The sequence below is a fragment of the Polynucleobacter sp. IMCC 29146 genome, from assembly GCF_021395195.1.
Classification (GTDB): Bacteria; Pseudomonadota; Gammaproteobacteria; order Burkholderiales; family Burkholderiaceae; genus Polynucleobacter.
On sequence record NZ_JAJVCR010000001.1, the window covers coordinates 169,315 to 190,497 of the forward strand.

General features: G+C 45.6%; 20 protein-coding genes. 7 read left to right on the forward strand and 13 right to left on the reverse strand.

Annotated elements, in window-relative coordinates; all coding sequences use genetic code 11:
* Nucleotides 1-85 precede the first annotated feature (85 nt).
* The 6 genes from LZT22_RS00870 to zapD are packed head-to-tail and all read left to right on the forward strand — an operon-like array spanning nucleotide 86 to nucleotide 5,526.
* On the forward strand, nucleotides 86-1,372 hold the full coding sequence (locus LZT22_RS00870; RefSeq protein WP_233923170.1) for an HlyC/CorC family transporter: 1,287 nt from the start codon (nucleotides 86-88) through the stop codon (nucleotides 1,370-1,372).
* 2 nt (nucleotides 1,373-1,374) lie between these two features.
* Nucleotides 1,375-2,481 carry a GspE/PulE family protein gene (locus tag LZT22_RS00875; RefSeq protein ID WP_233923171.1) on the forward strand — a complete coding sequence of 369 codons (1,107 nt, stop codon included), beginning with the start codon at nucleotides 1,375-1,377 and terminating at the stop codon, nucleotides 2,479-2,481.
* Between the two features lie 14 nt (nucleotides 2,482-2,495).
* Entirely contained in the window at nucleotides 2,496-3,593 is a 1,098-nt protein-coding gene (locus LZT22_RS00880) for a type II secretion system F family protein (protein WP_233923172.1), read from the forward strand.
* A 2-nt stretch (nucleotides 3,594-3,595) separates the two neighbouring features.
* Nucleotides 3,596-4,099 carry an A24 family peptidase gene (locus tag LZT22_RS00885; RefSeq protein ID WP_233923173.1) on the forward strand — a complete coding sequence of 168 codons (504 nt, stop codon included), beginning with the start codon at nucleotides 3,596-3,598 and terminating at the stop codon, nucleotides 4,097-4,099.
* Complete coding sequence (coaE, locus tag LZT22_RS00890; protein ID WP_233923174.1) at nucleotides 4,054-4,716, forward strand: dephospho-CoA kinase; 663 nt, start codon at nucleotides 4,054-4,056, stop codon at nucleotides 4,714-4,716. Before LZT22_RS00885 ends, coaE begins: the two co-directional genes overlap by 46 nt.
* Nucleotides 4,717-4,773: 57 nt before the next feature.
* On the forward strand, nucleotides 4,774-5,526 hold the full coding sequence (gene zapD / locus LZT22_RS00895; protein WP_370634744.1) for a cell division protein ZapD: 753 nt from the start codon (nucleotides 4,774-4,776) through the stop codon (nucleotides 5,524-5,526).
* Nucleotides 5,527-5,580: 54 nt separating this feature from the next.
* Here the strand turns inward: zapD and LZT22_RS00900 are convergent, their stop codons facing one another.
* From LZT22_RS00900 to secA, 4 genes are read right to left on the reverse strand one after another with little or no spacing between them, the layout of a single operon-like run.
* Complete coding sequence (locus LZT22_RS00900) at nucleotides 5,581-6,021, reverse strand: NUDIX domain-containing protein (RefSeq protein ID WP_370635173.1); 441 nt, start codon at nucleotides 6,019-6,021, stop codon at nucleotides 5,581-5,583.
* Nucleotides 6,002-6,859, reverse strand: coding sequence for an ATP-binding protein (locus LZT22_RS00905; protein ID WP_233923176.1), 858 nt, complete (start codon nucleotides 6,857-6,859; stop codon nucleotides 6,002-6,004). The genes LZT22_RS00900 and LZT22_RS00905 overlap by 20 nt, the downstream gene beginning before the upstream one ends.
* Before the next feature lie 21 nt (nucleotides 6,860-6,880).
* Entirely contained in the window at nucleotides 6,881-8,116 is a 1,236-nt protein-coding gene (argJ, locus tag LZT22_RS00910) for a bifunctional glutamate N-acetyltransferase/amino-acid acetyltransferase ArgJ (protein WP_233923177.1), read from the reverse strand.
* Between the two features lie 11 nt (nucleotides 8,117-8,127).
* Nucleotides 8,128-10,881 (reverse strand): preprotein translocase subunit SecA, encoded by a 2,754-nt coding sequence (gene secA / locus LZT22_RS00915; RefSeq protein WP_233923178.1) that lies wholly within the window; start codon nucleotides 10,879-10,881, stop codon nucleotides 8,128-8,130.
* Nucleotides 10,882-11,039: 158 nt separating this feature from the next.
* Here secA and LZT22_RS00920 point away from each other — a divergent pair, with 158 nt between their 5' ends.
* Complete coding sequence (locus LZT22_RS00920) at nucleotides 11,040-11,456, forward strand: hypothetical protein (RefSeq protein ID WP_233923179.1); 417 nt, start codon at nucleotides 11,040-11,042, stop codon at nucleotides 11,454-11,456.
* On the opposite strand, the gene lpxC is transcribed toward LZT22_RS00920, so the two are convergent.
* From lpxC to ftsW, 9 genes are all read right to left on the reverse strand, one after another.
* Nucleotides 11,449-12,363: a UDP-3-O-acyl-N-acetylglucosamine deacetylase gene (gene lpxC, locus LZT22_RS00925; RefSeq protein ID WP_233923180.1), complete on the reverse strand. Its 915-nt coding sequence runs from the start codon at nucleotides 12,361-12,363 to the stop codon at nucleotides 11,449-11,451. The genes LZT22_RS00920 and lpxC overlap by 8 nt on opposite strands.
* Before the next feature lie 29 nt (nucleotides 12,364-12,392).
* Nucleotides 12,393-12,893, reverse strand: coding sequence for a peroxiredoxin (locus LZT22_RS00930; RefSeq protein ID WP_233923181.1), 501 nt, complete (start codon nucleotides 12,891-12,893; stop codon nucleotides 12,393-12,395).
* A gap of 110 nt (nucleotides 12,894-13,003) precedes the next feature.
* A complete protein-coding gene (gene ftsZ / locus LZT22_RS00935) occupies nucleotides 13,004-14,356 on the reverse strand; it encodes a cell division protein FtsZ (RefSeq protein ID WP_233923182.1) in 1,353 nt (450 codons plus the stop codon).
* Between the two features lie 39 nt (nucleotides 14,357-14,395).
* Nucleotides 14,396-15,625 (reverse strand): cell division protein FtsA, encoded by a 1,230-nt coding sequence (gene ftsA / locus LZT22_RS00940; RefSeq protein WP_233923183.1) that lies wholly within the window; start codon nucleotides 15,623-15,625, stop codon nucleotides 14,396-14,398.
* On the reverse strand, nucleotides 15,622-16,455 hold the full coding sequence (locus tag LZT22_RS00945; RefSeq protein ID WP_233923184.1) for a cell division protein FtsQ/DivIB: 834 nt from the start codon (nucleotides 16,453-16,455) through the stop codon (nucleotides 15,622-15,624). The genes ftsA and LZT22_RS00945 overlap by 4 nt, the downstream gene beginning before the upstream one ends.
* Nucleotides 16,452-17,438, reverse strand: coding sequence for a D-alanine--D-alanine ligase (locus tag LZT22_RS00950; RefSeq protein WP_233923185.1), 987 nt, complete (start codon nucleotides 17,436-17,438; stop codon nucleotides 16,452-16,454). Before LZT22_RS00950 ends, LZT22_RS00945 begins: the two co-directional genes overlap by 4 nt.
* Nucleotides 17,431-18,870, reverse strand: coding sequence for a UDP-N-acetylmuramate--L-alanine ligase (murC, locus tag LZT22_RS00955; protein WP_233923186.1), 1,440 nt, complete (start codon nucleotides 18,868-18,870; stop codon nucleotides 17,431-17,433). The genes LZT22_RS00950 and murC overlap by 8 nt, the downstream gene beginning before the upstream one ends.
* On the reverse strand, nucleotides 18,867-19,940 hold the full coding sequence (murG, locus tag LZT22_RS00960) for an undecaprenyldiphospho-muramoylpentapeptide beta-N-acetylglucosaminyltransferase (protein ID WP_370634746.1): 1,074 nt from the start codon (nucleotides 19,938-19,940) through the stop codon (nucleotides 18,867-18,869). Before murG ends, murC begins: the two co-directional genes overlap by 4 nt.
* Nucleotides 19,937-21,163 (reverse strand): putative lipid II flippase FtsW, encoded by a 1,227-nt coding sequence (gene ftsW / locus LZT22_RS00965; protein WP_233923385.1) that lies wholly within the window; start codon nucleotides 21,161-21,163, stop codon nucleotides 19,937-19,939. Before ftsW ends, murG begins: the two co-directional genes overlap by 4 nt.
* Nucleotides 21,164-21,183: the final 20 nt, after the last annotated feature.

Below are 21,183 nucleotides of genomic sequence, written 5' to 3' on the forward strand. Positions count from 1 at the left end.
TGACAACTGAATACATGCAATCTGACGCTTTTTTGATTGATGTTTGCTATATTAAAACGCTTATTGTCCACTTTAGGAACAGATCATGGATTCTTTTTTTGACGGCTGGCCCCTCTGGAGCCAAGCGGTCTTAGTGATTTTTTTACTCGTGCTCTCAGGATTTTTTTCCATGTCAGAAACTAGTATGCTGGCCTCTAATCGTCATCGTTTAGGGTTGCTGGCAAGCCAAGGAAATCCGGGGGCTGCCATTGCCGATCGCTTGCTGCAACGCATCGACTCTTTACTCTCGGTGTTACTCATTTCTAATAATCTGATTAACACCATACTTCCTATTTTGGTAACCAGTTTAGCGCTCCATTTATTTGGTCATAGTGGTTTAGTGTTATCGATCTCGACCATCGTCATCGCCTTATTAATTATCGTTTTTAGTGAAATTACCCCGAAAGTAATCGGTGCAGCCTTTCCCGAAGCTATCGCTAGCAAAGTCAGTTGGATTATCCTGCCCCTTACTTATATTCTGAAACCTTTACTGTGGTTCATTAATAGTTTTGTCTCTGGTTTAATGCGCATATTTGGGCTATCGACTACTGGCAATAATGCGGCTATGTCGGTCGATGAATTGCGTAGCCTAGTTTTAGAATCAAATCATTTTGTCTCAAGTCAATATCGCAATATCTTACTAAATCTATTTAATTTAAAAAATATTTTGGTTGATGACGTCATGACACCCAAAGCCAAAATTGAAATTCTCGATTTATCTCGACCTATTGAGGAAGTTGTGCAGCAATTAGAAACCTGCTATCACAATAAATTACCTGTAATAGCGGGTGATACCGAACGCATTATTGGTATTTTATCGGTTAAAAAAGCCTTATCTCTTTTGGGCAATGATGAATTAAACCATGCTAATTTCCTAGAATTGTTACAAGAGCCTTACTTTATCCCTAGCGGTACACCGGTACTACAACAAATGCAATTTTTTCAAGATAACCAACAACGACTTAGTCTGGTAGTAAATGAATATGGTGACGTCATGGGTTTAGTCACTTTTGAGGATATTGTTGAAGAACTAATTGGCGAGTTCACTACCTCTTTTTCCAATTTAGCTCATGAACCGCGGTGGCAAGCGGATGGTACCTACTTAGCAAACGGTAGCGCAAACTTGCGTGACCTGAACCGCCTATTACAAATTTCCTTACCAATTAATGGACCCCGTACCTTAAATGGCTTAATTTTAGAAGACCTTGAACAAATTCCAGAACATGATGTCAGCCTTAAAATTGCTGGAGTGGTGATGGAAATTATGCAGTTTGACGATCAGGGTATTAAAACTGTGCGCTTGTATCGACCCACAGCTTTTCAAGCCGTTTAAGCTTGGCGCTCTTAACCGATGACTCTCTCATTATTCGTGCTTGGCAAGAAATTGCGGCTAAAGCGATTTCGGCTCGAGCGACCGATATTCACATTGAGCCTCAGGAACACATTACCTTAATTCGTATTCGAGTTGACGGCTATCTTCATGTTCTCTGCCGCCAAAATAAATCTCTCCACGAACGCCTTATTACCCGCATTAAAATTTTAGCGCGCCTCGATATAGCTGAACAACGCATTCCGCAAGACGGTCGAATTTGTATTGGTCTAACATTAAATCAAGCCAACATCCATTGTCGCGTTTCCTGCCTGCCAACCCTCTACGGCGAAAAAATTGTCATTCGTATATTGCCTAGTAATCTCGCTGATCTGGCACTTGATCAACTGGGTCTATTGCCGCAACAACTGGCTATTGCGCAACTAGCAATTGAAAAACCACACGGCTTGATTTTAGTTTGCGGTCCTACCGGCAGCGGTAAAACTCGTACCCTCTATACTTTTTTACAGCATCTGAATCACCTGCATAGTAATTTATGCTCGATCGAAGACCCCATTGAAATTCATCTGGCAGGCGTCAATCAGGTCGCCTATCAACCCAAGGCAGGTCTTGATTTTCCGACTATTATGCGAGCCTTGTTACGGCAGGATCCTGACGTCATGATGATTGGTGAAATTCGTGATCAAGCGACAGCTGAACTGACCATTCAAGCAGCACAAACTGGCCACTTGGTCTTAAGTACATTACATACTCAAGATGCCCTAGGCGCAATTGATCGACTACAGCATTTGGGCATTAACTCTGAAGCGCTCAGTAGTTGTTTGCATTGTCTTAGTGCCCAGCGTTTAGTGCGCCGTATTTGTAGCGCGTGTCACAATCGTGGAAATAGTTGTGACTTATGCTTGGGCAATGGCTTCTTTGGGCGCCTTGGCATTCATGAGGTCATTCCGTTTTCAGGAGAGCTCGCGCAAGCGTATTGTGATGGCGCTAGCACCCAGCAATTACGCCAACGGGCAAAGGGGTTGGGTTATCTCAACCTCCTAGCGGCCGGCTTATTACAAGTGAAGCATGGCTACATTAGTGAAGCTGAGTTGTATCGCCAGATTCAATAACTTGCTACCCACTTATGTCATTTACTTTATTACGTCGATGCTTTTTAATCCCCGATTGCTTGCGCAAGCCATTTAGCTTACGTGATCAATGCCATTTTGCAAGTCAACTTGCCACCCTCTTAAATGCAGGCCTACCCTTACTACATGCCTTAATTTTATTGCGCCAATCTGCCCCAGCGCATTGGCACCCCTTTCTTCTTCAGCTAGAAACCCAATTGCGGCAAGGGAATGCCTTTTCTGCCTGCCTACGCCAAGCACTGTACCCACTCGACCATAGTTTTATTGGCTTAGTTGAAGTTAGCGAACGCTCGGGACAATTAAGTCAGGCGCTTGACTCCATTGCGACGAAGCTTACGACCCAAATGGAATTACGCCAGCAAATTCAACAGGCTCTGGCTTACCCATGCATTACTGTGGCTTCAGCCCTTTTTTTATTTTTGGTCATGGCTTTTTGGGTTATTCCTATTTTTCGCGACGTTTTCGCCCAATTTCAAGCCGAGCTTCCTTGGGCAACACAGGCTTTGCTCTATAGTACTTCTGTCTTGCGGCGCTATTTTTTAACAATTTTGCTCCTCTTGAGCGCACTCATTTTTTTGTGGATAGTTGCTTGGCACCGTTTACCTCGCTTACAGAATTACTGCGATCGAATGTGGATGAGAATTCCCCTGCTCGGTGAGCTGCTGCGACTTTCAGCGCTCTCTTTTTGGTGCCGCACTTTAGGTCATTTATTAAGTGCTGAAATTCCTTTGCTGGATGCGCTCCGCATTACAGCACGCTCATCTAATCATTGGCTCACTCATGACCTTAGCGCCAATATATTTACTTTGCTGGCGCAAGGTTGGCCACTGGGCGAGGCAATCTTAAGAGCCGACTCCCACTATCGGTATTTTGATCGTCAGACCTGGCAAATAATTTGTATTGGCTCAGAAAGCGGTGCGCTACCAGCAATGCTGCTTAACCGCGCAAGCACTTTATCTCAGCAATTAAATCAACAACTAAAATTATTCAGTCGCAATCTAGAACCTGTTTTAATTGCTTTAGTTGGCTTGTTGATTGGAGGCTTAGTGCTGATCTTATATTTACCCATTTTTAATTTAGGACAAATCGTCTAACTATGCCACTCGATCAACCCCTGCAAGTGTTAGCTAGCAGTATCTTAACCTTGACCTTATTGGTGTTAGCGCTAATTGATTTTCGTACTTTTCGATTGCCTGATCTCATTACTTTGCCCCTGATGATGGCGGGCTTAGGATTTAATTACTTTTATCAGCCAGGTTTTACTTCGTTTGACAGTGCTTTAGTCGGCGTAGTCCTGGGTTTTGGCTTTCTTTGGGGCGTGAATTTACTTTATCGCTTACTAAAAAAACAAGATGGTATTGGTCTCGGTGATGCAAAATTGCTTGCCGCGCTAGGGGCGTGGCTAGGCTGGCAAGCCCTCCCTGATATTCTGCTATTGGCCGCCCTGATGGGCCTAGTTGGTGGCTGGATTTGGTTGCGTTGGCAACGACTAGCGACTTCGCAAGCATTTCCATTTGGCCCTTTTTTAGCCTTTGCTGGCATCATTGCACTGTTATGGCCCAATTTTCTTCTGCTTCCCAGTCGCCTCCTCTCGACCTGAGTTTTTTCAAAGGTAAGATTCCATTAGTCGGTCTAACTGGCGGAATTGGCGCGGGTAAATCTGCCATTGCTTTACATTTAGCTGAGCTAGGCGCAAGTATTATCGATAGCGATCAAATTGCCCACCTCATTACAGGCCCAAATGGCGCGGCCATCGAGGCAATCCGCCAAACCTTTGGCGCAAGCTATCTCTTGGATTCGGGCGCCTTAAATCGCAGCAAAATGCGTCAGCTGATATTTGCCGAGCCCCAAGCTAAATTGCAACTAGAGGCTATAACCCACCCCCTCATTCGCGAGGAAACCTTGCGGCAAGCCCAAAGACAAATGGATGATGGGGCTGATTATCTAGTTTTTGTTGTACCCCTTTTAATTGAATCAGGGCTGTGGCTAGCGCATTTAAATCATCTGGTAGTGGTTGACTGCTCCCCTGAAAATCAGATCATGCGCGTGATGCAACGTAGTCAGCTCAAGCGGGCTGAGGTGGAGCAAATCATGCAGTCCCAAGTAACTAGGGAAGCAAGACTTATTCATGCTGATACGATTATCAATAATGATGGTGATTTAGCCCTAGCCTTACAGCAAACGTCTGAGCTACATCAGCGACTCACGCGTAGGTAATGCCCTTTTTCAGGGTTTTTTGCCTATTGATGCCACTTCAGCATAGAATAAAGCCCTGTGATTGTCTATGAATATCCCTTTAATGAGCTGGTTCGAAGCATGCTTCGGCTGGAATACCTTTTCTTTCGTTTTAATCACTTTTTTAAGTCTGATGACCCTGAACTACATCACAACGGTATTGCCACTTTATTTGAGTTAGGCGATATTGGCGCACGCGGGGATATTAAATCACTCTTACTGAAAGAGTTTGAACGGCAAAAATATACTTTGCACGGCTTAAAGAATTCGAAGCGGGTTGATCAAGAAACCTTAAACCTCACGCTTCATGAAATTGAAAAAGCCGCCGAACAAATTAATCAATCTCTTGGTAAACCCAATGCCATCATTACCGACAGTGAATGGCTTAACTCAATTCGCAATCGCTTAAATATTCCTGGCGGAACGAGTCCGATTGATTTGCCCAGTTATCATGCTTGGAAAAATAGTTCTGCAAATCAACGACGGGAAACTTTACAAAAATATATTGCCCCTCTTTTACCTTGGCAAGCGGCTTGTCAATTATTTTTACGTTTATTGCGTGAGTCGGGCGAGGCATATGAAGTGGTAGCCTACCAAGGTGCGTTTCAGCAAGCTCCTGCAGGAAAAATTTTTCATCTGATGCGCATTGGCGTTGAGGATGACACGCTGTTTGCTGAAATTAGCGCTAATAAATATCTACTTTCAATTCGTTTTCTAAAAACTGAGCGTGAATCAAAGCCACAAACTTGTATCGACGATATCCCTTTTAAGCTAACTCTTTGTCAATTTTAGGGTTTAGTTTTATAGAGCTGCCTTTAAAAAGCTAAATTCCAGCATGGCTTTTGATTATTTTGCCAAATGTTGGCGCAAGTGCTCTAGCATTGGCCAAGCGGCAGGTAATAAAGGGCTCACCTGCGGCTTAGGATGACTCAATAATTCCCATGATAGGTTTTGGCCCTCGCAGCCCTTTGGGGTTCCGCGCCACTGGCGAATAATGCTAACGTGCAAACGGACATGCGCATGAGTATATGCATGGTCAAGCACCATCAGCTCTTCACCCGCTTCTATTTGAATGCCAAGCTCCTCTTGTAGCTCGCGCTGAAGCGCAATAAAAACCGTTTCTCCGGCTTCAATTTTCCCGCCTGGTACCTCCCAATATCCAGCATATGGTTTTCCTGGTGGGCGCTGACCTAATAAATATCGGCCTTCGGTATTAAGCAAAATGCCTGCCGCTACTTCAACTATCGGCCTTGCCATGGTCGTACTATCAGACACGATTACCCGCATAAAACTTCGCAAACTGCCAGGCTACTCGGCCTGAACGCGAGCCACGCTCTAAAGCCCAAACTAATGCTTCCGGTCTAGCACTCTCAATCTCAGCGGTACTAACCCCAAAATGCTGTAACCAATGCGCCACGATAGCTAAATACTCGTCTTGTTTAGGCGGATAAAAAGATAGCCACAAACCAAAGCGTTCAGATAAAGAAATTTTTTCCTCTACTACTTCACCCGGATGAATTTCGCCTTCATCTGAATATGCATAGCTTTGGTTATCCTTCATATACTCAGGCAATAAATGGCGTCGATTAGAAGTTGCATAGATTAAAATATTATCAACTTGTGCCGAGACCGATCCATCTAAGGCAGATTTCATTGCCTTGTACCCCGTCTCGCCTTCATCAAACGATAAGTCGTCGCAAAAAATCACAAATCGTTCTGGCCGTTCTGCTAATAAATCAGTAATGTCAGCCAAATCAGCTAAGTATTCTTTATCTACTTCGACTAAGCGTAAACCTTGCTCTGCAAATTCATGTAAACAAGCCTTAATTAAAGATGATTTACCTGTGCCACGTGCACCTGTTAGTAAAATATTATTGGCTGGTTTTTTTTCTATAAATTGGCGGGTATTGTCGCGGATGGCATCACGCTGCCGATCAATATGTTGCAGATCTGCAAACGTAATATCAGAAATGTGCTTCACTGGCTGTAAATAGCCAATGCTGCCAAAAATACTATCTCGTCTACGCCAGCGAAATGCCCGTGCTGTCTGCCAATCACTTGGCGTAATGGGTCGCGGTAAATATGTTTCTAAATGAGTCAATAGCCGATCAAGTTTGTCATTCATCAGTTTGCCTAGAAGTTAGTCTTAAGAGCGATAGTCGGCATTAATGGAAACATAATCATGCGATAGGTCGCAGGTCCAAATAGTTTGTGTCGCAGCTCCACGTCCTAAATCAATTTTTACATTAATTTCAGCCGCTTGCATTACCGCTTGCCCATCTGACTCTATATAGCTAGGGTTGCGTCCACCATTTTTGGCTACCCAAACGTTGCCCAGCCAAAGCTGTACCTGATTAACATCGAGGTCTGTAATGCCCGCATAACCAATTGCTGCCAGGATACGGCCTAAATTAGGATCACTAGCAAAAAAAGCTGTTTTCACTAAGGGGGAGTGGGCCACTGCCTTGGCAACCAAGCGGCATTCTTGAGCTGTTTTGCCGCCTTCAACCGTAATAGTGATGAATTTAGTGGCGCCTTCACCATCACGCACAATCATTTGTGCCAATTGCTTTGCTAAACCGATAAGGCCCTCGCGGATTGGTTTATACAGGGAGTCATTTTGACTTTGCACGGTAAGGGCAGATTGACCAGTAGCAACGACGATAAAAGCATCATTAGTCGAGGTATCGCCATCAATCGTAATCGCATTAAACGACAGGTCTGCAACTTCGCGGATTAATTCCTGTAATAAACCCGGCGCAAAGGCTACATCGGTAGCAATAAAGCCGAGCATGGTAGCCATATTAGGATGAATCATGCCTGCACCCTTACAAATACCAGTCATGCTGACTTTACCCTGCGGCGTCTCAAGTATGACTGATGCTCCCTTGGGCTGTGTGTCGGTTGTCATGATTGCTTCAGCTGCCGCAAACCAATGGTCTTCGTCTAAATTCGCGATTGCCCTAGGTAGCGCAGCAATTATTTTTTCGATGGGTAAGGGCTCTAATATCACTCCCGTTGAAAAAGGTAAAACTTGTTCAGGTTCTAGCTTTAAGTCATGCGCTAAAGCAGCACAAGTTTGGAGGGCATTTTGTAAACCAGTCTCGCCAGTCCCGGCATTTGCATTCCCGGTATTGACTATCAGAGCCTGAATTTTTTTACTCACAGTTTGTGTCTGTAGATGGCTGATACAAACCTGAACAGGTGCAGCGCAAAACCGATTTTGCGTAAAAACACCAGCTACTTCTGCACTAGATAGAAAAGTCATTAGCAAGATGTCTTTACGATTGGCTTTTTTGATACCTGCCTCAGCAGTACCAAGCTTAAAGCCCGCAATTGGTATTAATTCATTTGGAATAGGTAACGGTAAATTAACCGGCATAACTCAATTGATTAGCTCAGCGCGCCGTGACACAGCTTATATTTTTTGCCACTACCGCATGGACAAGGATCATTTCTACCGACCTTAGGGCCAGCTTTAATAGGCGCAACAACTGGTTTGGTTGATGGCACTGCTGAGTCAGTTGATTCTGGAGCCGTTCCCATTAAGTCGGGGCCAGCTTCAGCATGCTGATACTGCACATCGGTAAGATTCGTAATTCCCTCATTGATAGTCTCTGCAGCCTGCTCAAGTTCATCGGCGCTACGAATTTGTACGGTCATAATCGTTTTAATGACATCAGCCTTGATGACATCCAGCAATTCGGCATATAACTCAAATGCCTCACGACGATATTCTTGTTTAGGATCTTTTTGAGCATAGCCGCGTAAATGAATGCCTTGACGTAAATGATCAAGTGCGGCTAAATGCTCGCGCCAATGGCTATCCAAGCTAAACAAAGTCACTGAACGCTCAAAGCTAGCGAAAGACTCTCGGCCTGATAAATCCACTTTAGCGTCATAAGTGGCAATTGCCGCTTGTATCACATGCTCGACAACCGCTTCATCATCAACTGTGTCGGCACCGTCAACCCATTGAAGTAGCTCGACTTTTAGACCCCAATCGTTCGCCAGCACATTTTCTAAGCCCTGTAAATCCCATTGCTCTTCCATTGATTCAAGGGGTACATAAGTACGACAAAGACCTTGCAAAACATCTTCTCGTAAATTTGCAATGAGTTCGCCAATATCTTGAGATTCGAGAATTTGATTTCTCAGGCGATAGGTTTCTTTACGCTGATCATTTGCCACATCATCGTATTGCAAGAGTTGTTTACGAATATCAAAATTTCGCCCTTCTACTTTGCGTTGGGCAGATTCAATTGAACGCGTCACCATACCCGCCTCAATCGGCTCACCATCAGGCATCTTTAAGCGCTCCATGACTGAACGCAAACGATCACCAGCAAAAATACGTAACAGGGGATCGTCTAGAGAAAGATAGAAGCGGGAAGAGCCTGGATCACCTTGACGCCCGGAACGGCCTCTTAACTGATTATCAATTCGTCGACTTTCATGCCGCTCGGTACCAATAATATGCAAACCACCGTGCTGAATAACTTGATCATGGAGGCCTTGCCACTCATCGCGTAATTGCTGAATCTTCGCGTTATCTGTAGTCACTAATGCCGCTTGTTTTTCAACATTACCGCCCAAAACAATATCGGTACCACGTCCCGCCATATTGGTGGCAATCGTAATCATTTTTGGTCGTCCTGCTTGGGCAATAATTTCTGCTTCACGAGCATGCTGCTTTGCATTAAGTACTTGATGCGGCAGTTGAAGACGATCTAACATGGACGCAATTAATTCTGAATTTTCAATCGAGGTCGTGCCAACTAAGACGGGTTGTCCGCTTTGATAGCAAGCCTGAATATCTTTAACCACAGCATCGTAGCGCTCGCGTGAAGTTTTATAGATTTGATCTTGGCGATCGGTTCTTTGACTTAAACGGTTTGGCGGAATCACCACAGTTTCTAAATTATAAATTTCCTTAAATTCATAGGCTTCAGTATCGGCCGTACCGGTCATGCCGGCAAGCTTGCCATACATGCGGAAATAATTTTGAAAGGTAATGGTTGCTAAAGTTTGATTCTCATTTTGAATGGCTACACCCTCTTTAGCCTCAACTGCCTGATGTAGGCCGTCAGACCAACGCCGTCCTTGCATTAAGCGCCCAGTAAATTCATCGACGATGATGACTTCCTGATTTTGTACGACGTAGTGTTGGTCGCGGTTATAAAGTGAATGCGCTCGTAAGGCAGCATACACATGATGCATTAAGGTAATATTTTGTGGGGCGTATAGAGAATCACCCGCTTTCAGCGCGCCCAGTTGCACCAGTACATTTTCGGCCTTTTCATGGCCCATTTCGGTGAGATACACTTGTTGCGATTTTTCATCTACCCAATAATCGCCAGCCTTTTCAACTCCAGTGCCATCGGCTTTTTCTTCGCCGATTTGCCGCTCTAAATACGACGGCAAGGCATTAATAAGTAGGTATAAATCGGTATGATCTTCAGCCTGCCCAGAGATAATAAGCGGGGTACGGGCCTCATCAATTAAGATCGAATCGACTTCATCAACAATGGCATACGCTAAACCACGCTGCACTCGTTGACCCACATCTTGCACCATGTTGTCACGTAAATAATCAAAACCAAATTCGTTATTGGTACCGTAAGTAATATCGGCAGCATAGGCTTCTTGCTTAGTAGCGTGATCCATCTGTGATAAATTCACCCCCACCTGCAAACCTAAGAAGTTATAAAGGGTCGCCATCCACTCTGCGTCACGCTGGGCTAAATAATCATTTACCGTAACAACGTGAACCCCTTTTCCGGTTAGGGAATTTAAGTAAACGGGTAGAGTTGCAGTTAGGGTTTTGCCTTCGCCAGTACCCATTTCGGCAATTTTGCCTTGGTGCAAAGCAAAACCCCCCATAAGCTGAGCATCGAAATGCCGCATTTTCATGACTCGGCAACTTGCTTCACGCACGACAGCAAAAGCTTCTGCAGCGAGATCTTCCAGCGCCTCACCGGCGCTTAAGCGAGCTTTAAATTCAGCAGTTTTTGCCTGCAGGCTAGTATCATCCAAAGCCTGCATGGCAGGTTCAAATGCGTTGATCTTGGCAACAATCTTGCGATATTGCTTTAAAAGGCGGTCATTACGACTTCCGACCAGCGTTTTGATGAGACCGATTACCATGGAATATTGAGGAAAATTAAGCCCTTGAGTTTATCACCCACCACACCTTTTAACCATGAATACCATCAGCAATGAATTTTGACCCTAAAAATAGCACAAATAAGCTGGCAAAGGATTGCTTAGATTGGCTGCGCAGCCAAAATGGATTAAGTGGGGTTATGGCCCGCGCAGAGGAGTTGGCCAAACTAAAAAGCGTGCTGAAACTGGCGCTATCCTCTCTCAACCTAGCTCATTTTAGTGATCGCATTGAGCCCACTTGGCGCACTTCACCCCAAGAGGAACTGCTTTTAATTGTGCCCAATGCCGCGCTCGCTACCAGACTCGAACAAGTGCTTCCCAGCCTCTCTATTGAACTAGCTCGGCATCATTATCGCTGTCAAAATATTAGAGTACGCTTAGCACCTAGTCAAAGGAAGTCGCAGGGTGCAAGTTTACGCGTGAGGCCCAAACCCAAGCCAGCTGAAGGGCTGAATGCGGTGGCGCGCTTAGCCTGGTTAAATTTATTAAACCGCTTACCCCCCGACTCAAAGTTGCGCCACTCGATTGAGCGCCTACTTGCTGCACGACCTAAATAAAGAGGGGTTGAGATTCGTGTAAATAGGCTGCTGGAGCCTTGCTTTTCGAGATTGTAGTAATTTCGTAAGCACTTGGGTCGGCTAGTAATTGCCGTAATAAGGCATTATTTAAAGCGTGACCTGACTTCTCGGCAACATAAGCGCCAACGATGGGATGCCCTACCAAATATAAATCACCAATGGCATCTAAGATTTTATGGCGCACAAATTCATCTTCATAACGCAATTCTTCATTATTCAGAATGCGATGCTCATCCAAGACGATGGCATTATCTAAACTACCCCCACGCGCTAAACCAATTTCTCGCAAAGCCTCTACTTCATGGGCAAACCCAAAAGTGCGTGCGCGGCCAATTTCACTGCGGTAAGCTTGTTCAGCAAAATCAATCGAGAAATGTTGGCCTGTTTTATCTAAAGCGGGATGCTTAAAATCAATGGTGAAATCAAGCTTAAAACCCGCAAAGGGTTCGAGTCTTGCTAACTTATCGCCCTCGCGCACCTCAACTGGTTTTTTAATTACCATAAATTGTCTTGGTGCGGCTTGCTCAATAATGCCTGCCGACTCAATTAAAAATAAGAATGAAGCAGCACTGCCATCCATAATAGGCACTTCTTCGCAATCGAGCTCGATTATTAAATTATCCAAACCGAGCCCTGCGCAGGCAGAAAGCAGATGCTCAACGGTAGAAACACGCACACCGTTTTTTTGGATGACTGACGCTAGGCGCGTATCGCACACCGCTAATGCGTGTGCTGGAATTTGCAGGGGCTCTGGTAAATCAACCCGGACAAACTGAATGCCTGAGTTGATTGGCCCCGGCTTAATGGTAAGGGTTGACTTGCGCCCTGAATGCAAGCCAATGCCGACGGTTTTGACCGCTGCGGCAATGGTTTTTTGCTTCAACATGTAATTTGAATAAATGAAAAAGGGTTAGATTAAAGCTGTTGCAAAATCGATTTAGCATCGCTGAAATCAAATTTACCCGGCTCTTCAACCACTAGATGCTTGACCATACCATTGTCAACCACCATGGCATACCGTTGCGAACGTACGCCTAGACCGCGCTTAGTCAAATCGAATTCCAAACCCAGTTTTTGGGTCAATTCTGCGCTGCCATCACCTAGCATGCGCACTTTATTACCTACTTTTAGATCTCGGCCCCAAGCCCCCATTACAAATGGATCATTTACCGACACACACCAAATCTCATCAACGCCTTTAGCTTTTATAGCGTCAAATTGCTCAATATAACCAGGGACATGCTGGGCTGAACAGGTCGGTGTAAATGCGCCAGGCAAGCCAAAAATAACAATTTTTTTACCTGCCGTTAATTTGTCAACCTCAAAGGCATTAGGCCCAATAGCACAGCCTTCAGATGCCTCATTTAAAAATTCATAGAGGGTGGCATTCGGTAATTTCTGGCCAACTGCAATCATGGTTTCTCCAATAAGTTAATTAAATAGGATACCAACGCCAGCAAAGGATTCGTCGTCCGGAGGCGCTGCGCGTTGGTGCTTTTCAATTTCCTATTGTATTGACCATTTACTTAATCGGCTTGTTTACGTAAAAAAGCCGGAATTTCATAGTAATCCGTCCCTTTATCGAGCATTGTTTTCGCCTGTGGCGAGCTATCAGCCCCTAAGGTAGGTGCAGTTCCGCCAGCGCGGGCATTACGAAAAACACTGGGTCGATCGAGTTCACCATAATCAACGCCTCGACCAGTCGACCCCAGAGCCCCAGACGCATGAGGATTCCCAAGTGAATTGGCATTACTCAGGTCTGGACTAGCAAAACTTGTGCTTGATGCCTCCATACCAACCTTGCTCATGGCTGCAGAAGCACTCGTTGGGGCAAAACTATTCAGATCGGTGATCGCTGGCATGGCATCATGCGTACCCGTTGCTTGGCGCCAAATGACTTCAGGCTGATTATGAGCGCGTGCTTGCGGATGATTTAGGCCAGTTGCAACCACCGTTACCCGTAAGGCATCACCCAAGCTATCGTCATACACAGTACCAAAAATGACGGTGGCATCATCTGCTGCATAGCCGCGAATCGCAGCCATGACTTCGCGGGTTTCAGATAATTTTAAAGAATGGCTCGCTGTAATGTTCACGAGCACACCCCGTGCACCTGATAGATCGACACCTTCTAGTAATGGAGAGGCAACTGCCGCTTCTGCCGCTAAGCGCGCGCGATCCATGCCAGAGACGGTGGCAGTGCCCATCATGGCTTTACCTTGCTCACCCATTACAGTTTTGACATCTTCAAAGTCGACATTGATGAGACCTTGCACATTAATAATTTCCGCAATACCGGAAACGGCATTGTGCAAAACATCATCGGCACAGGCAAAGGCTTTATCAAATTCAGCGTCTTCGCCCATGACTTCAAATAATTTCTCATTCAAAACCACAATCAAAGAATCGACATATTGCTCTAATTCAAAAGCCCCATCTTCCGCCACCTTCAGGCGCTTTACGCCCTCAAAATCAAATGGTTTGCTGATGACACCAACGGTCAAAATGCCCATTTCTTTGGCTACCTGCGCAACAATCGGCGCTGCTCCCGTGCCTGTACCTCCCCCCATTCCAGCAGTGATGAAAACCATATGCGCACCTTGTAAAGCGTCGGCAATACGTGCTCGTGCCTCTTCGGCTGAAGCTGCGCCAATCTCTGGTTTCGCGCCGGCTCCTAAACCACTCGAGCCTAATTGCAAATTCAATTTTGCCTCTGACCGCTGCAATGCACCTGCATCGGTATTCATGCAAATGAATTCGACCCCGTCGACACCGCGACGAATCATATGCTGGATAGCATTGCCACCAGCGCCTCCGATACCAACCACTTTAATAATGGTCTTCCCGGCTACTTCTTGTTCTACCATTTCAAATTCCATAAATCCTCCTTAGTGTGACATTGACGACGACGAAAAAAACTAAAAATTTCCTGTAAACCATTCCTTGAGGCGCGAAACAACGCCTTCAAAGGTTCCTGAATCGGCTATCCGCCGACCTCGCAATAATTGGGCTTGTCCCTCAAGCAAAAGACCAATGCTGGTTGAAAAACGTGGGCTGCGTAAGACTTCATGTAAATGGCCGCGATATTCAGGCACACCAATACGTGCTGGGCGCAAAAAAACTTGCTCGGCTAACTCAACCATGCCGGGCATTAAGGCCGATCCGCCTGTCAAAACAATGCCTGACGCAACCAACTCTTCATAACCCGATTCACGCATCACATCGCGCACTAAGATAAATAACTCTTCAACCCGCGGCTCGATCACTGCAGCCAAAGCTTGTTTTGACATGGGCCTTGGCTCACGATCACCTACACCTGCAACCTCGATCATGATGTTGGGGTCTGCCATTTCTTGCCGCGCAATGCCATGTTGAATTTTTAAATCTTCCGCCTCTAAAGTGGGTGTCCGCAAGGCCATCGCAATATCATTCGTAATTTGATCGCCGGCGATGGGTATTACTGCGGTATGTCGAATCGAACCTTGACAATAAATCGCAATATCAGTAGTACCACCACCAATATCAATTAAAGCCACACCCAATTCTTTCTCGTCTTCGGTCAACACAGCTAAGCTTGATGCCAAGGGTTGTAAAATTAAATCATTCACCTCAAGCCCGCAACGGCGTACACACTTCACAATATTTTGTGCTGCGCTAACTGCGCCCGTCACTATATGCACTTGAACTTCTAGCCGCAAGCCACTCATACCAATGGGTTCGCGCACATCTTCTTGGCCATCGATGATGAATTCTTGTACTAAGATATGTAAAATTTGTTGATCGGTGGGAATATTAATTGCTTTAGCGGTCTCTAAAACTCGCTCTACATCACTTGGGCCAACCTCCTTATCGCGAATGGCGACCATGCCACTAGAATTAAAGCTCACAATATGATTACCCGCGATACCTGTAAAGACTTGAACAATGCGGCGATCAGCCATCACTTCTGCTTCTTCTAGGGCCTTTTGAATTGATAGCACCGTTGCCTCAATATTGACTACGACACCTTTTTTTAAGCCTTTTGAAGTGGTTTGCCCCACGCCAACAACATTAAAATTACCGTCGGGTGTTAGTTCAGCCACTAAAGCTACCACTTTCGAGGTTCCAATATCTAGGCCGACCAACAGATCGCGATTGTCCTTACTCATTTAGTGCTTATCCTTTTTGAATTATTTGCTGCCATATGCACTGCGAAACCGTTGCCATAACGCAAGTCAACGGCATCAATTTGGGTTGGCCACTTTGCTTGAACCTGAGGCCAATATTTTATTAACCGCGCAACCCGTTCAGTAGTTAAATGTTGACTCATATTCTCTTCGTCGCGACCAAACTCCACTCGTAGACCATTCGTCAGCTTCACACTCCAGGCATATCGCTCAGTCAGATTGAGTGTGCTTACCTTGACATCCCAAGACTTAAACCAGTCATTGGCTTTTTGATAGAGACGCACTACTTCTTTACCGCTACCTTCGGGCCCGCTAAAACTGATCAAAACTACTCCCTCGTCTACCTCGGCTACGTTGCCATTAAATACTTCGCCTGCCGCATTAATTAATTTTTGGCCTTCAGTACTATTCCAAGTACCAAGGGGTATTTGCTCTTCAATGCCAATAACCAAGCCATTAGGCCAAGAACGTCTCACGCTAGCCCGGCGTACCCAAGGCATTTCCTCAAAGGAGCGCTTTACATCCTCTAGCCGCACACTAAAAAAATTACCTTGCACTTTTTCTAAGATTTGATTTTTCACAATCGGTAAATTAATATGCTTTAACGCTTGACTACCGACGGGCTCAATTTGAATTTGTTGCAGAGTGAATATCGGGCGCTGACTTAACCACACCAATAAACCTATCACCATCAGCACGACAAAGCTACGGATAAGCCATTTAGTTAGGTACTGCATGCGCTGGGCATTGTTCCATAACGGCGCCATCACAAAGCTTGTAATACCAGTTAAACGAGATAAAAATTGACTCATGATTGACTTAAAATCCAGAGCACTAAATCGCTATATGAAACGCCAGCTGCTTTTGCTGCCATTGGCACAAGTGAATGCGAAGTCATGCCAGGCGAAGTATTCATCTCAAGTAAATACGGCTGTCTAGTGCTCTCATCAATCATGATGTCAGCCCGCCCCCAAGTTTTGCATCCTAATACGCGATACGCATCGAGGGCTAATCTTTGTACGGCTTGATTTAGTTTTTCATCGAGTTCTGTAGGGCATAAATATTGGGTTTCATTAGAGAAGTATTTGTGATGGAAATCATAATTAGCATTGGGTGGAATAATCTGAATTACTGGTAAGGCTTCGGCAGTTTCACCTTCACCTACAAGTGGGCAGGTAAGCTCAGGACCAATAATGCAAGATTCGGCCATGACTTTTTTATCTAAGCTAAGCGCTAGAGCATATGCATCTGGTAATTGCTCAAGCGCTTGCACTTTGGTCAAGCCTAAAGAAGATCCTTCATGCGCCGGTTTAACGATGAGTGGGAGCCCTAGGTTTTGCACGACCGCAGACCAATCGCTGCTTGCGCTAAGCAGTTCAAATTGTGGCGTAGCTAAACCACTACTCATCCAAATACGCTTTGTAGCAATTTTATCGATCGCTAACGCAGAAGCTAGCACGCCACTACCTGTATAAGGAATATTGAGTAGTTCAAGTAAGCCTTGAATGGTGCCATCTTCCCCAAAGCGGCCATGTAAAGCAATAAAGACGCGATCAAAATGGGCCGTAGCTATTTCAGTGAGCTTACGTAGGCCGGTGTCAAATGCATGTGCATCAACCCCTTTTGCGCGTAAGGCCTCTAAAACTCCATTGCCAGATAGCAAGGAAATTTCTCGCTCGCCTGAACGACCGCCTAATAAAACACCCACCTTACCTAATGACTGAGGGTTCAAAGTACTGAGATCGCGTGCTACCCGCTCACCCCATGTGCTCTTGGCTAAGATTGAATTAGCCATGGTGCGCCTCACTTAACAAGTGCGGTAAGCTGGCAATTGATCCTGCCCCCATCGTGATCAAGACATCATTGGCGCGCAGGACTGTTTTTAAAACTGTCGGTATTTCAGCAACCTGGGAAACAAATACTGCTGCGTTTTGGCTTAAGCCATTTTTATTATCTAAACGCTCTTTAGCAATCGTTGCCAGCAGCAAGCTTTTACCATCAGCACCCGCTATTCGCGCTTCGCCCGCGGGATAAATTTCCGTTAACACCAGCGCATCAAAACTACGCAAAACTGCCACAAAATCGCCAAAGCAATCGCGCGTGCGAGTATATCGGTGAGGCTGAAATGCCAGCACCAAACGGCGGCCCGGAAAAGCGCCTCGAGCGGCTTCTAGTGTGGCCGCCATTTCTACTGGGTGATGACCATAGTCATCAATTAATGTATAGCTACCCCCCGCATCTAAAGGAATTTCACCGTAACGCTGGAACCGCCGACCAACACCACTAAATTGCGCTAACGCGACTTGTATTGCCTGGTCGCTGACACCTAATTCGGTGGCAATGGCAATCGCCGCCAAGGCATTGCGCACATTATGCAAGCCGGGTAAATTCAGCGTAATTTGCAAGGGTCCTGGCTTTACGCCATGACGCCTAACTGTCCGCCGCTCAACCCTAAAATGCATTACCGTACCATCAGCTTTAATTTCACTCGCGCGAATATCGGCATCGGCTGCAATGCCGTAGCGTAAGACGGGCTGTGATACAAACGGAATAATGTCGCGCACATTAAGGTCATCGACGCATAAAATAGCCACACCATAAAATGGCATGCGCTGCGTAAATTGCACGAAGGCCTGTTTTAATCGCGCCATATCATGCTTATACGTGTCCATGTGATCAGCATCGATATTTGTAATCACTTCCATAGCTGGAAATAATTGCAAGAAAGAAGCATCTGACTCGTCTGCCTCAACCACAATAAAGTCGCCTTGCCCCAAACGTGCATTAGCGCCGGCTGAATTCAGCTTGCCCCCAATCACAAAAGTCGGATCAAGCCCGCCCTCTGCTAGTACAGAGGCTACTAAACTAGTGGTAGTAGTTTTGCCATGCGTGCCCGCAATTGCAATGCCTTGTTTTAAGCGCATTAATTCACCCAACATCACCGCTCGTTGAATGACGGGAATTTTTGCTGCACGCGCTGCTAACACTTCGGGATTATTGCCAGCCACCGCGGTTGAAATAACGACCGCTTCTGCCGTGCCGATATTTTCAGCTGCATGACCTAGATGAATTACCGCACCAAGTTCTGCAAGGCGCTTAGTGACTGCTCCTGCAGCCAAATCTGAGCCCGAAACTTGATAGCCTAAGTTCAATAGTACTTCAGCAATGCCGCTCATACCGGCTCCACCAATGCCAACAAAGTGTATTTGTTGCACAATATGTTTCAAGCTGGCACCCCCGCTACTGCCTTACAGATCGTAGCAAGCTGTTCAGTTGCATTGGGTTTAGCAAGCGCATAAGAACGTTCAGCCATTGCTTGTAATTCTGGGCGTGTCCAAGCTTGAATTTGGCGTGCTAAATCAGGTGCATTAAATTGGGTTTGAGGCCATAAAATTGCCGCAGCTGCGGTCGCTAAAAATTGTGCATTAGCTGTTTGATGGTCATCTATAGCAGCGGGGAAGGGTACTAAGCAAGCCGCCACTCCAACCGCGGCTAACTCTGAAACAGTCATTGCTCCAGCCCGACAAATTACTACATCGGCTTGGGCATATGCGTTTGCCATATTGGCAATAAAAGGCAATACTTCAGCCGCTACGCCATGCTCCTCATAACGTAAATTAAGTTCACTGTAATGCTTTTCGCCCGACTGATGAATCACTTTTGGACGCTGTGCAAAAGGTATTAAAGCCAAAGCTGCAGGCAACACTTTATTTAATGCTTGAGCACCTAAACTTCCGCCTACAACCAAAACATTCAGCGAGCCTTGCCGCTGGCCGTAACGTAGTTTAGGTTCAGCTATTTCGTTAAACTCGGCACGAATCGGATTTCCGACCCACTCCCCTTTTGCAAGCGTATGAGGAAAGCCGGTTAATACTTTATTTGCAACATGCCCTAAGAGGCGATTGGCACTTCCAGCTATGGCGTTAGATTCATGAATAATTAATGGTCTTTGCAATAAGAAACTCATTAAGCCGCCAGGAAAGCTGATGTAACCACCCATTCCTAATATCACGCTGGGCTTTAGACGCGCAATAATGCGCCAACTTTGCGCACAAGCACGTAATAAATTAAAGGGTAATAGTAATTTTGTTAACCACCCTTTGCCGCGTAAACCTCCAAATTGCACTGCCTCAAAACTAAAGCCGCGAGCAGTTACCAAGCCTTGTTCCATGCCTTTGGCATGACCTAACCAAGCTACTTGCCAGCCCCGACTGCGCAATAGCTCTGCCACTGCAAGACCTGGAAAAATATGGCCTCCCGTACCCCCTGCCATGACCAAGATGGAAGGTTTTGTCACAGCTTTCCCCCGCGCATTAAGATTCGATTTTCATAATCAATTTTGAGTAATAAGGCAAACGCCACCACATTCATCAAAATACCCGAGCCGCCATAACTAATTAAAGGCAATGTAAGTCCCTTGGTCGGTAATAGACCCAAATTCACACCCATATTGATAAAGGCCTGCCAGCCAATCCAAATGCCAACACCTTTAGCAGCTAAGCCGGCAAAACTCCGATCGAGTTGTAAGGCGGTGCGGCCAATTAAAAATGCGCGGCGCACGATCCAGTAGAACAAGAAAATGATGACCAGCACACCAACAAAACCCAATTCTTCGCCGATCACTGCCAAAATAAAATCCGTGTGCGCTTCTGGTAAGTAATTTAATTTTTCAACACTACCCCCCAAGCCAATTCCAAACCATTCACCGCGCCCAAATGCCATCAATGAATGGGTTAATTGGTATCCCTTATTTGCGGCATTTTCAACTTGCCATGGATCTAAAAAAGCCATGATTCTGCCGCGCCGAAATGGGGATAAAACAATAATGATGGCCGCGCTTAAAATACCAATCGTGATCAGTCCGCCAAATAATTTAGCGTTAATACCACCTAAAAATAAAATCCCAAAAGCGATTAGGGCGACCACTACAAAAGCGCCCATATCGGGTTCCCACATCAAAAGGGTGCCCACCATCGCGACCGCTAAACCCATGGGCACTAATCCCTTAACAAATGAATGTAAATATTCTTGGCGCCGGACGGTGTAACTAGCAGCAAAAATGAGTACGGCAAATTTCATTAACTCAGAGGGCTGAAAATTCATGAGACCTAGGGGGATCCAGCGTCTTGCGCCATTGACCCCTTTGCCAATACCTGGAATTAATACGGCGATTAAGAGCACTACAGTAAAAATAAAAATGCTTGGGGCCAACCGATCCCAAGTCTTCACGGGCACCCTAAAGACCCAAGCGCCTACTGCAAAGGCAATAGATAAAGAAATTAAGTGTCTAAATAAGAAAAAATTACTGCTGTAATTTGCGTATTTAGGGCTATCGGCTAATGTAATTGAAGCGGAATACACCATCACCAAGCCAATTAATGTTAATGACAAAACCGCCCAAACTAATAACTGGTCGTACTCCATCATGCGCGAGCGAGTTTGCTCAACCCCCGAGACAGCATCTTTTAGTCCGCTATGAAATTGATTAATGCCGCCGCGTGAAAAATTCCAAAACCGCATCAGAGTTAGGCGCTGGGCTA

Excerpts from the sequence above, each read along its gene's own strand:
- LZT22_RS00870 (WP_233923170.1), top strand. The coding sequence starts at position 86 with ATGGATTCTTTTTTTGACGGCTGGCCCCTCTGGAGCCAAGCGGTCTTA.
- LZT22_RS00880 (WP_233923172.1), top strand. The coding sequence starts at position 2,496 with ATGTCATTTACTTTATTACGTCGATGCTTTTTAATCCCCGATTGCTTG.
- LZT22_RS00885 (WP_233923173.1), top strand. The coding sequence starts at position 3,596 with ATGCCACTCGATCAACCCCTGCAAGTGTTAGCTAGCAGTATCTTAACC.
- coaE (WP_233923174.1), top strand. The coding sequence starts at position 4,054 with ATGGCCCAATTTTCTTCTGCTTCCCAGTCGCCTCCTCTCGACCTGAGT.
- LZT22_RS00900 (WP_370635173.1), bottom strand. The coding sequence starts at position 6,021 with ATGCGGGTAATCGTGTCTGATAGTACGACCATGGCAAGGCCGATAGTT.
- LZT22_RS00905 (WP_233923176.1), bottom strand. The coding sequence starts at position 6,859 with ATGAATGACAAACTTGATCGGCTATTGACTCATTTAGAAACATATTTA.
- argJ (WP_233923177.1), bottom strand. The coding sequence starts at position 8,116 with ATGCCGGTTAATTTACCGTTACCTATTCCAAATGAATTAATACCAATT.
- secA (WP_233923178.1), bottom strand. The coding sequence starts at position 10,881 with ATGGTAATCGGTCTCATCAAAACGCTGGTCGGAAGTCGTAATGACCGC.
- LZT22_RS00920 (WP_233923179.1), top strand. The coding sequence starts at position 11,040 with ATGGCCCGCGCAGAGGAGTTGGCCAAACTAAAAAGCGTGCTGAAACTG.
- lpxC (WP_233923180.1), bottom strand. The coding sequence starts at position 12,363 with ATGTTGAAGCAAAAAACCATTGCCGCAGCGGTCAAAACCGTCGGCATT.
- LZT22_RS00930 (WP_233923181.1), bottom strand. The coding sequence starts at position 12,893 with ATGATTGCAGTTGGCCAGAAATTACCGAATGCCACCCTCTATGAATTT.
- ftsZ (WP_233923182.1), bottom strand. The coding sequence starts at position 14,356 with ATGGAATTTGAAATGGTAGAACAAGAAGTAGCCGGGAAGACCATTATT.
- ftsA (WP_233923183.1), bottom strand. The coding sequence starts at position 15,625 with ATGAGTAAGGACAATCGCGATCTGTTGGTCGGCCTAGATATTGGAACC.
- LZT22_RS00945 (WP_233923184.1), bottom strand. The coding sequence starts at position 16,455 with ATGAGTCAATTTTTATCTCGTTTAACTGGTATTACAAGCTTTGTGATG.
- LZT22_RS00950 (WP_233923185.1), bottom strand. The coding sequence starts at position 17,438 with ATGGCTAATTCAATCTTAGCCAAGAGCACATGGGGTGAGCGGGTAGCA.
- ftsW (WP_233923385.1), bottom strand. The coding sequence starts at position 21,163 with ATGCGGTTTTGGAATTTTTCACGCGGCGGCATTAATCAATTTCATAGC.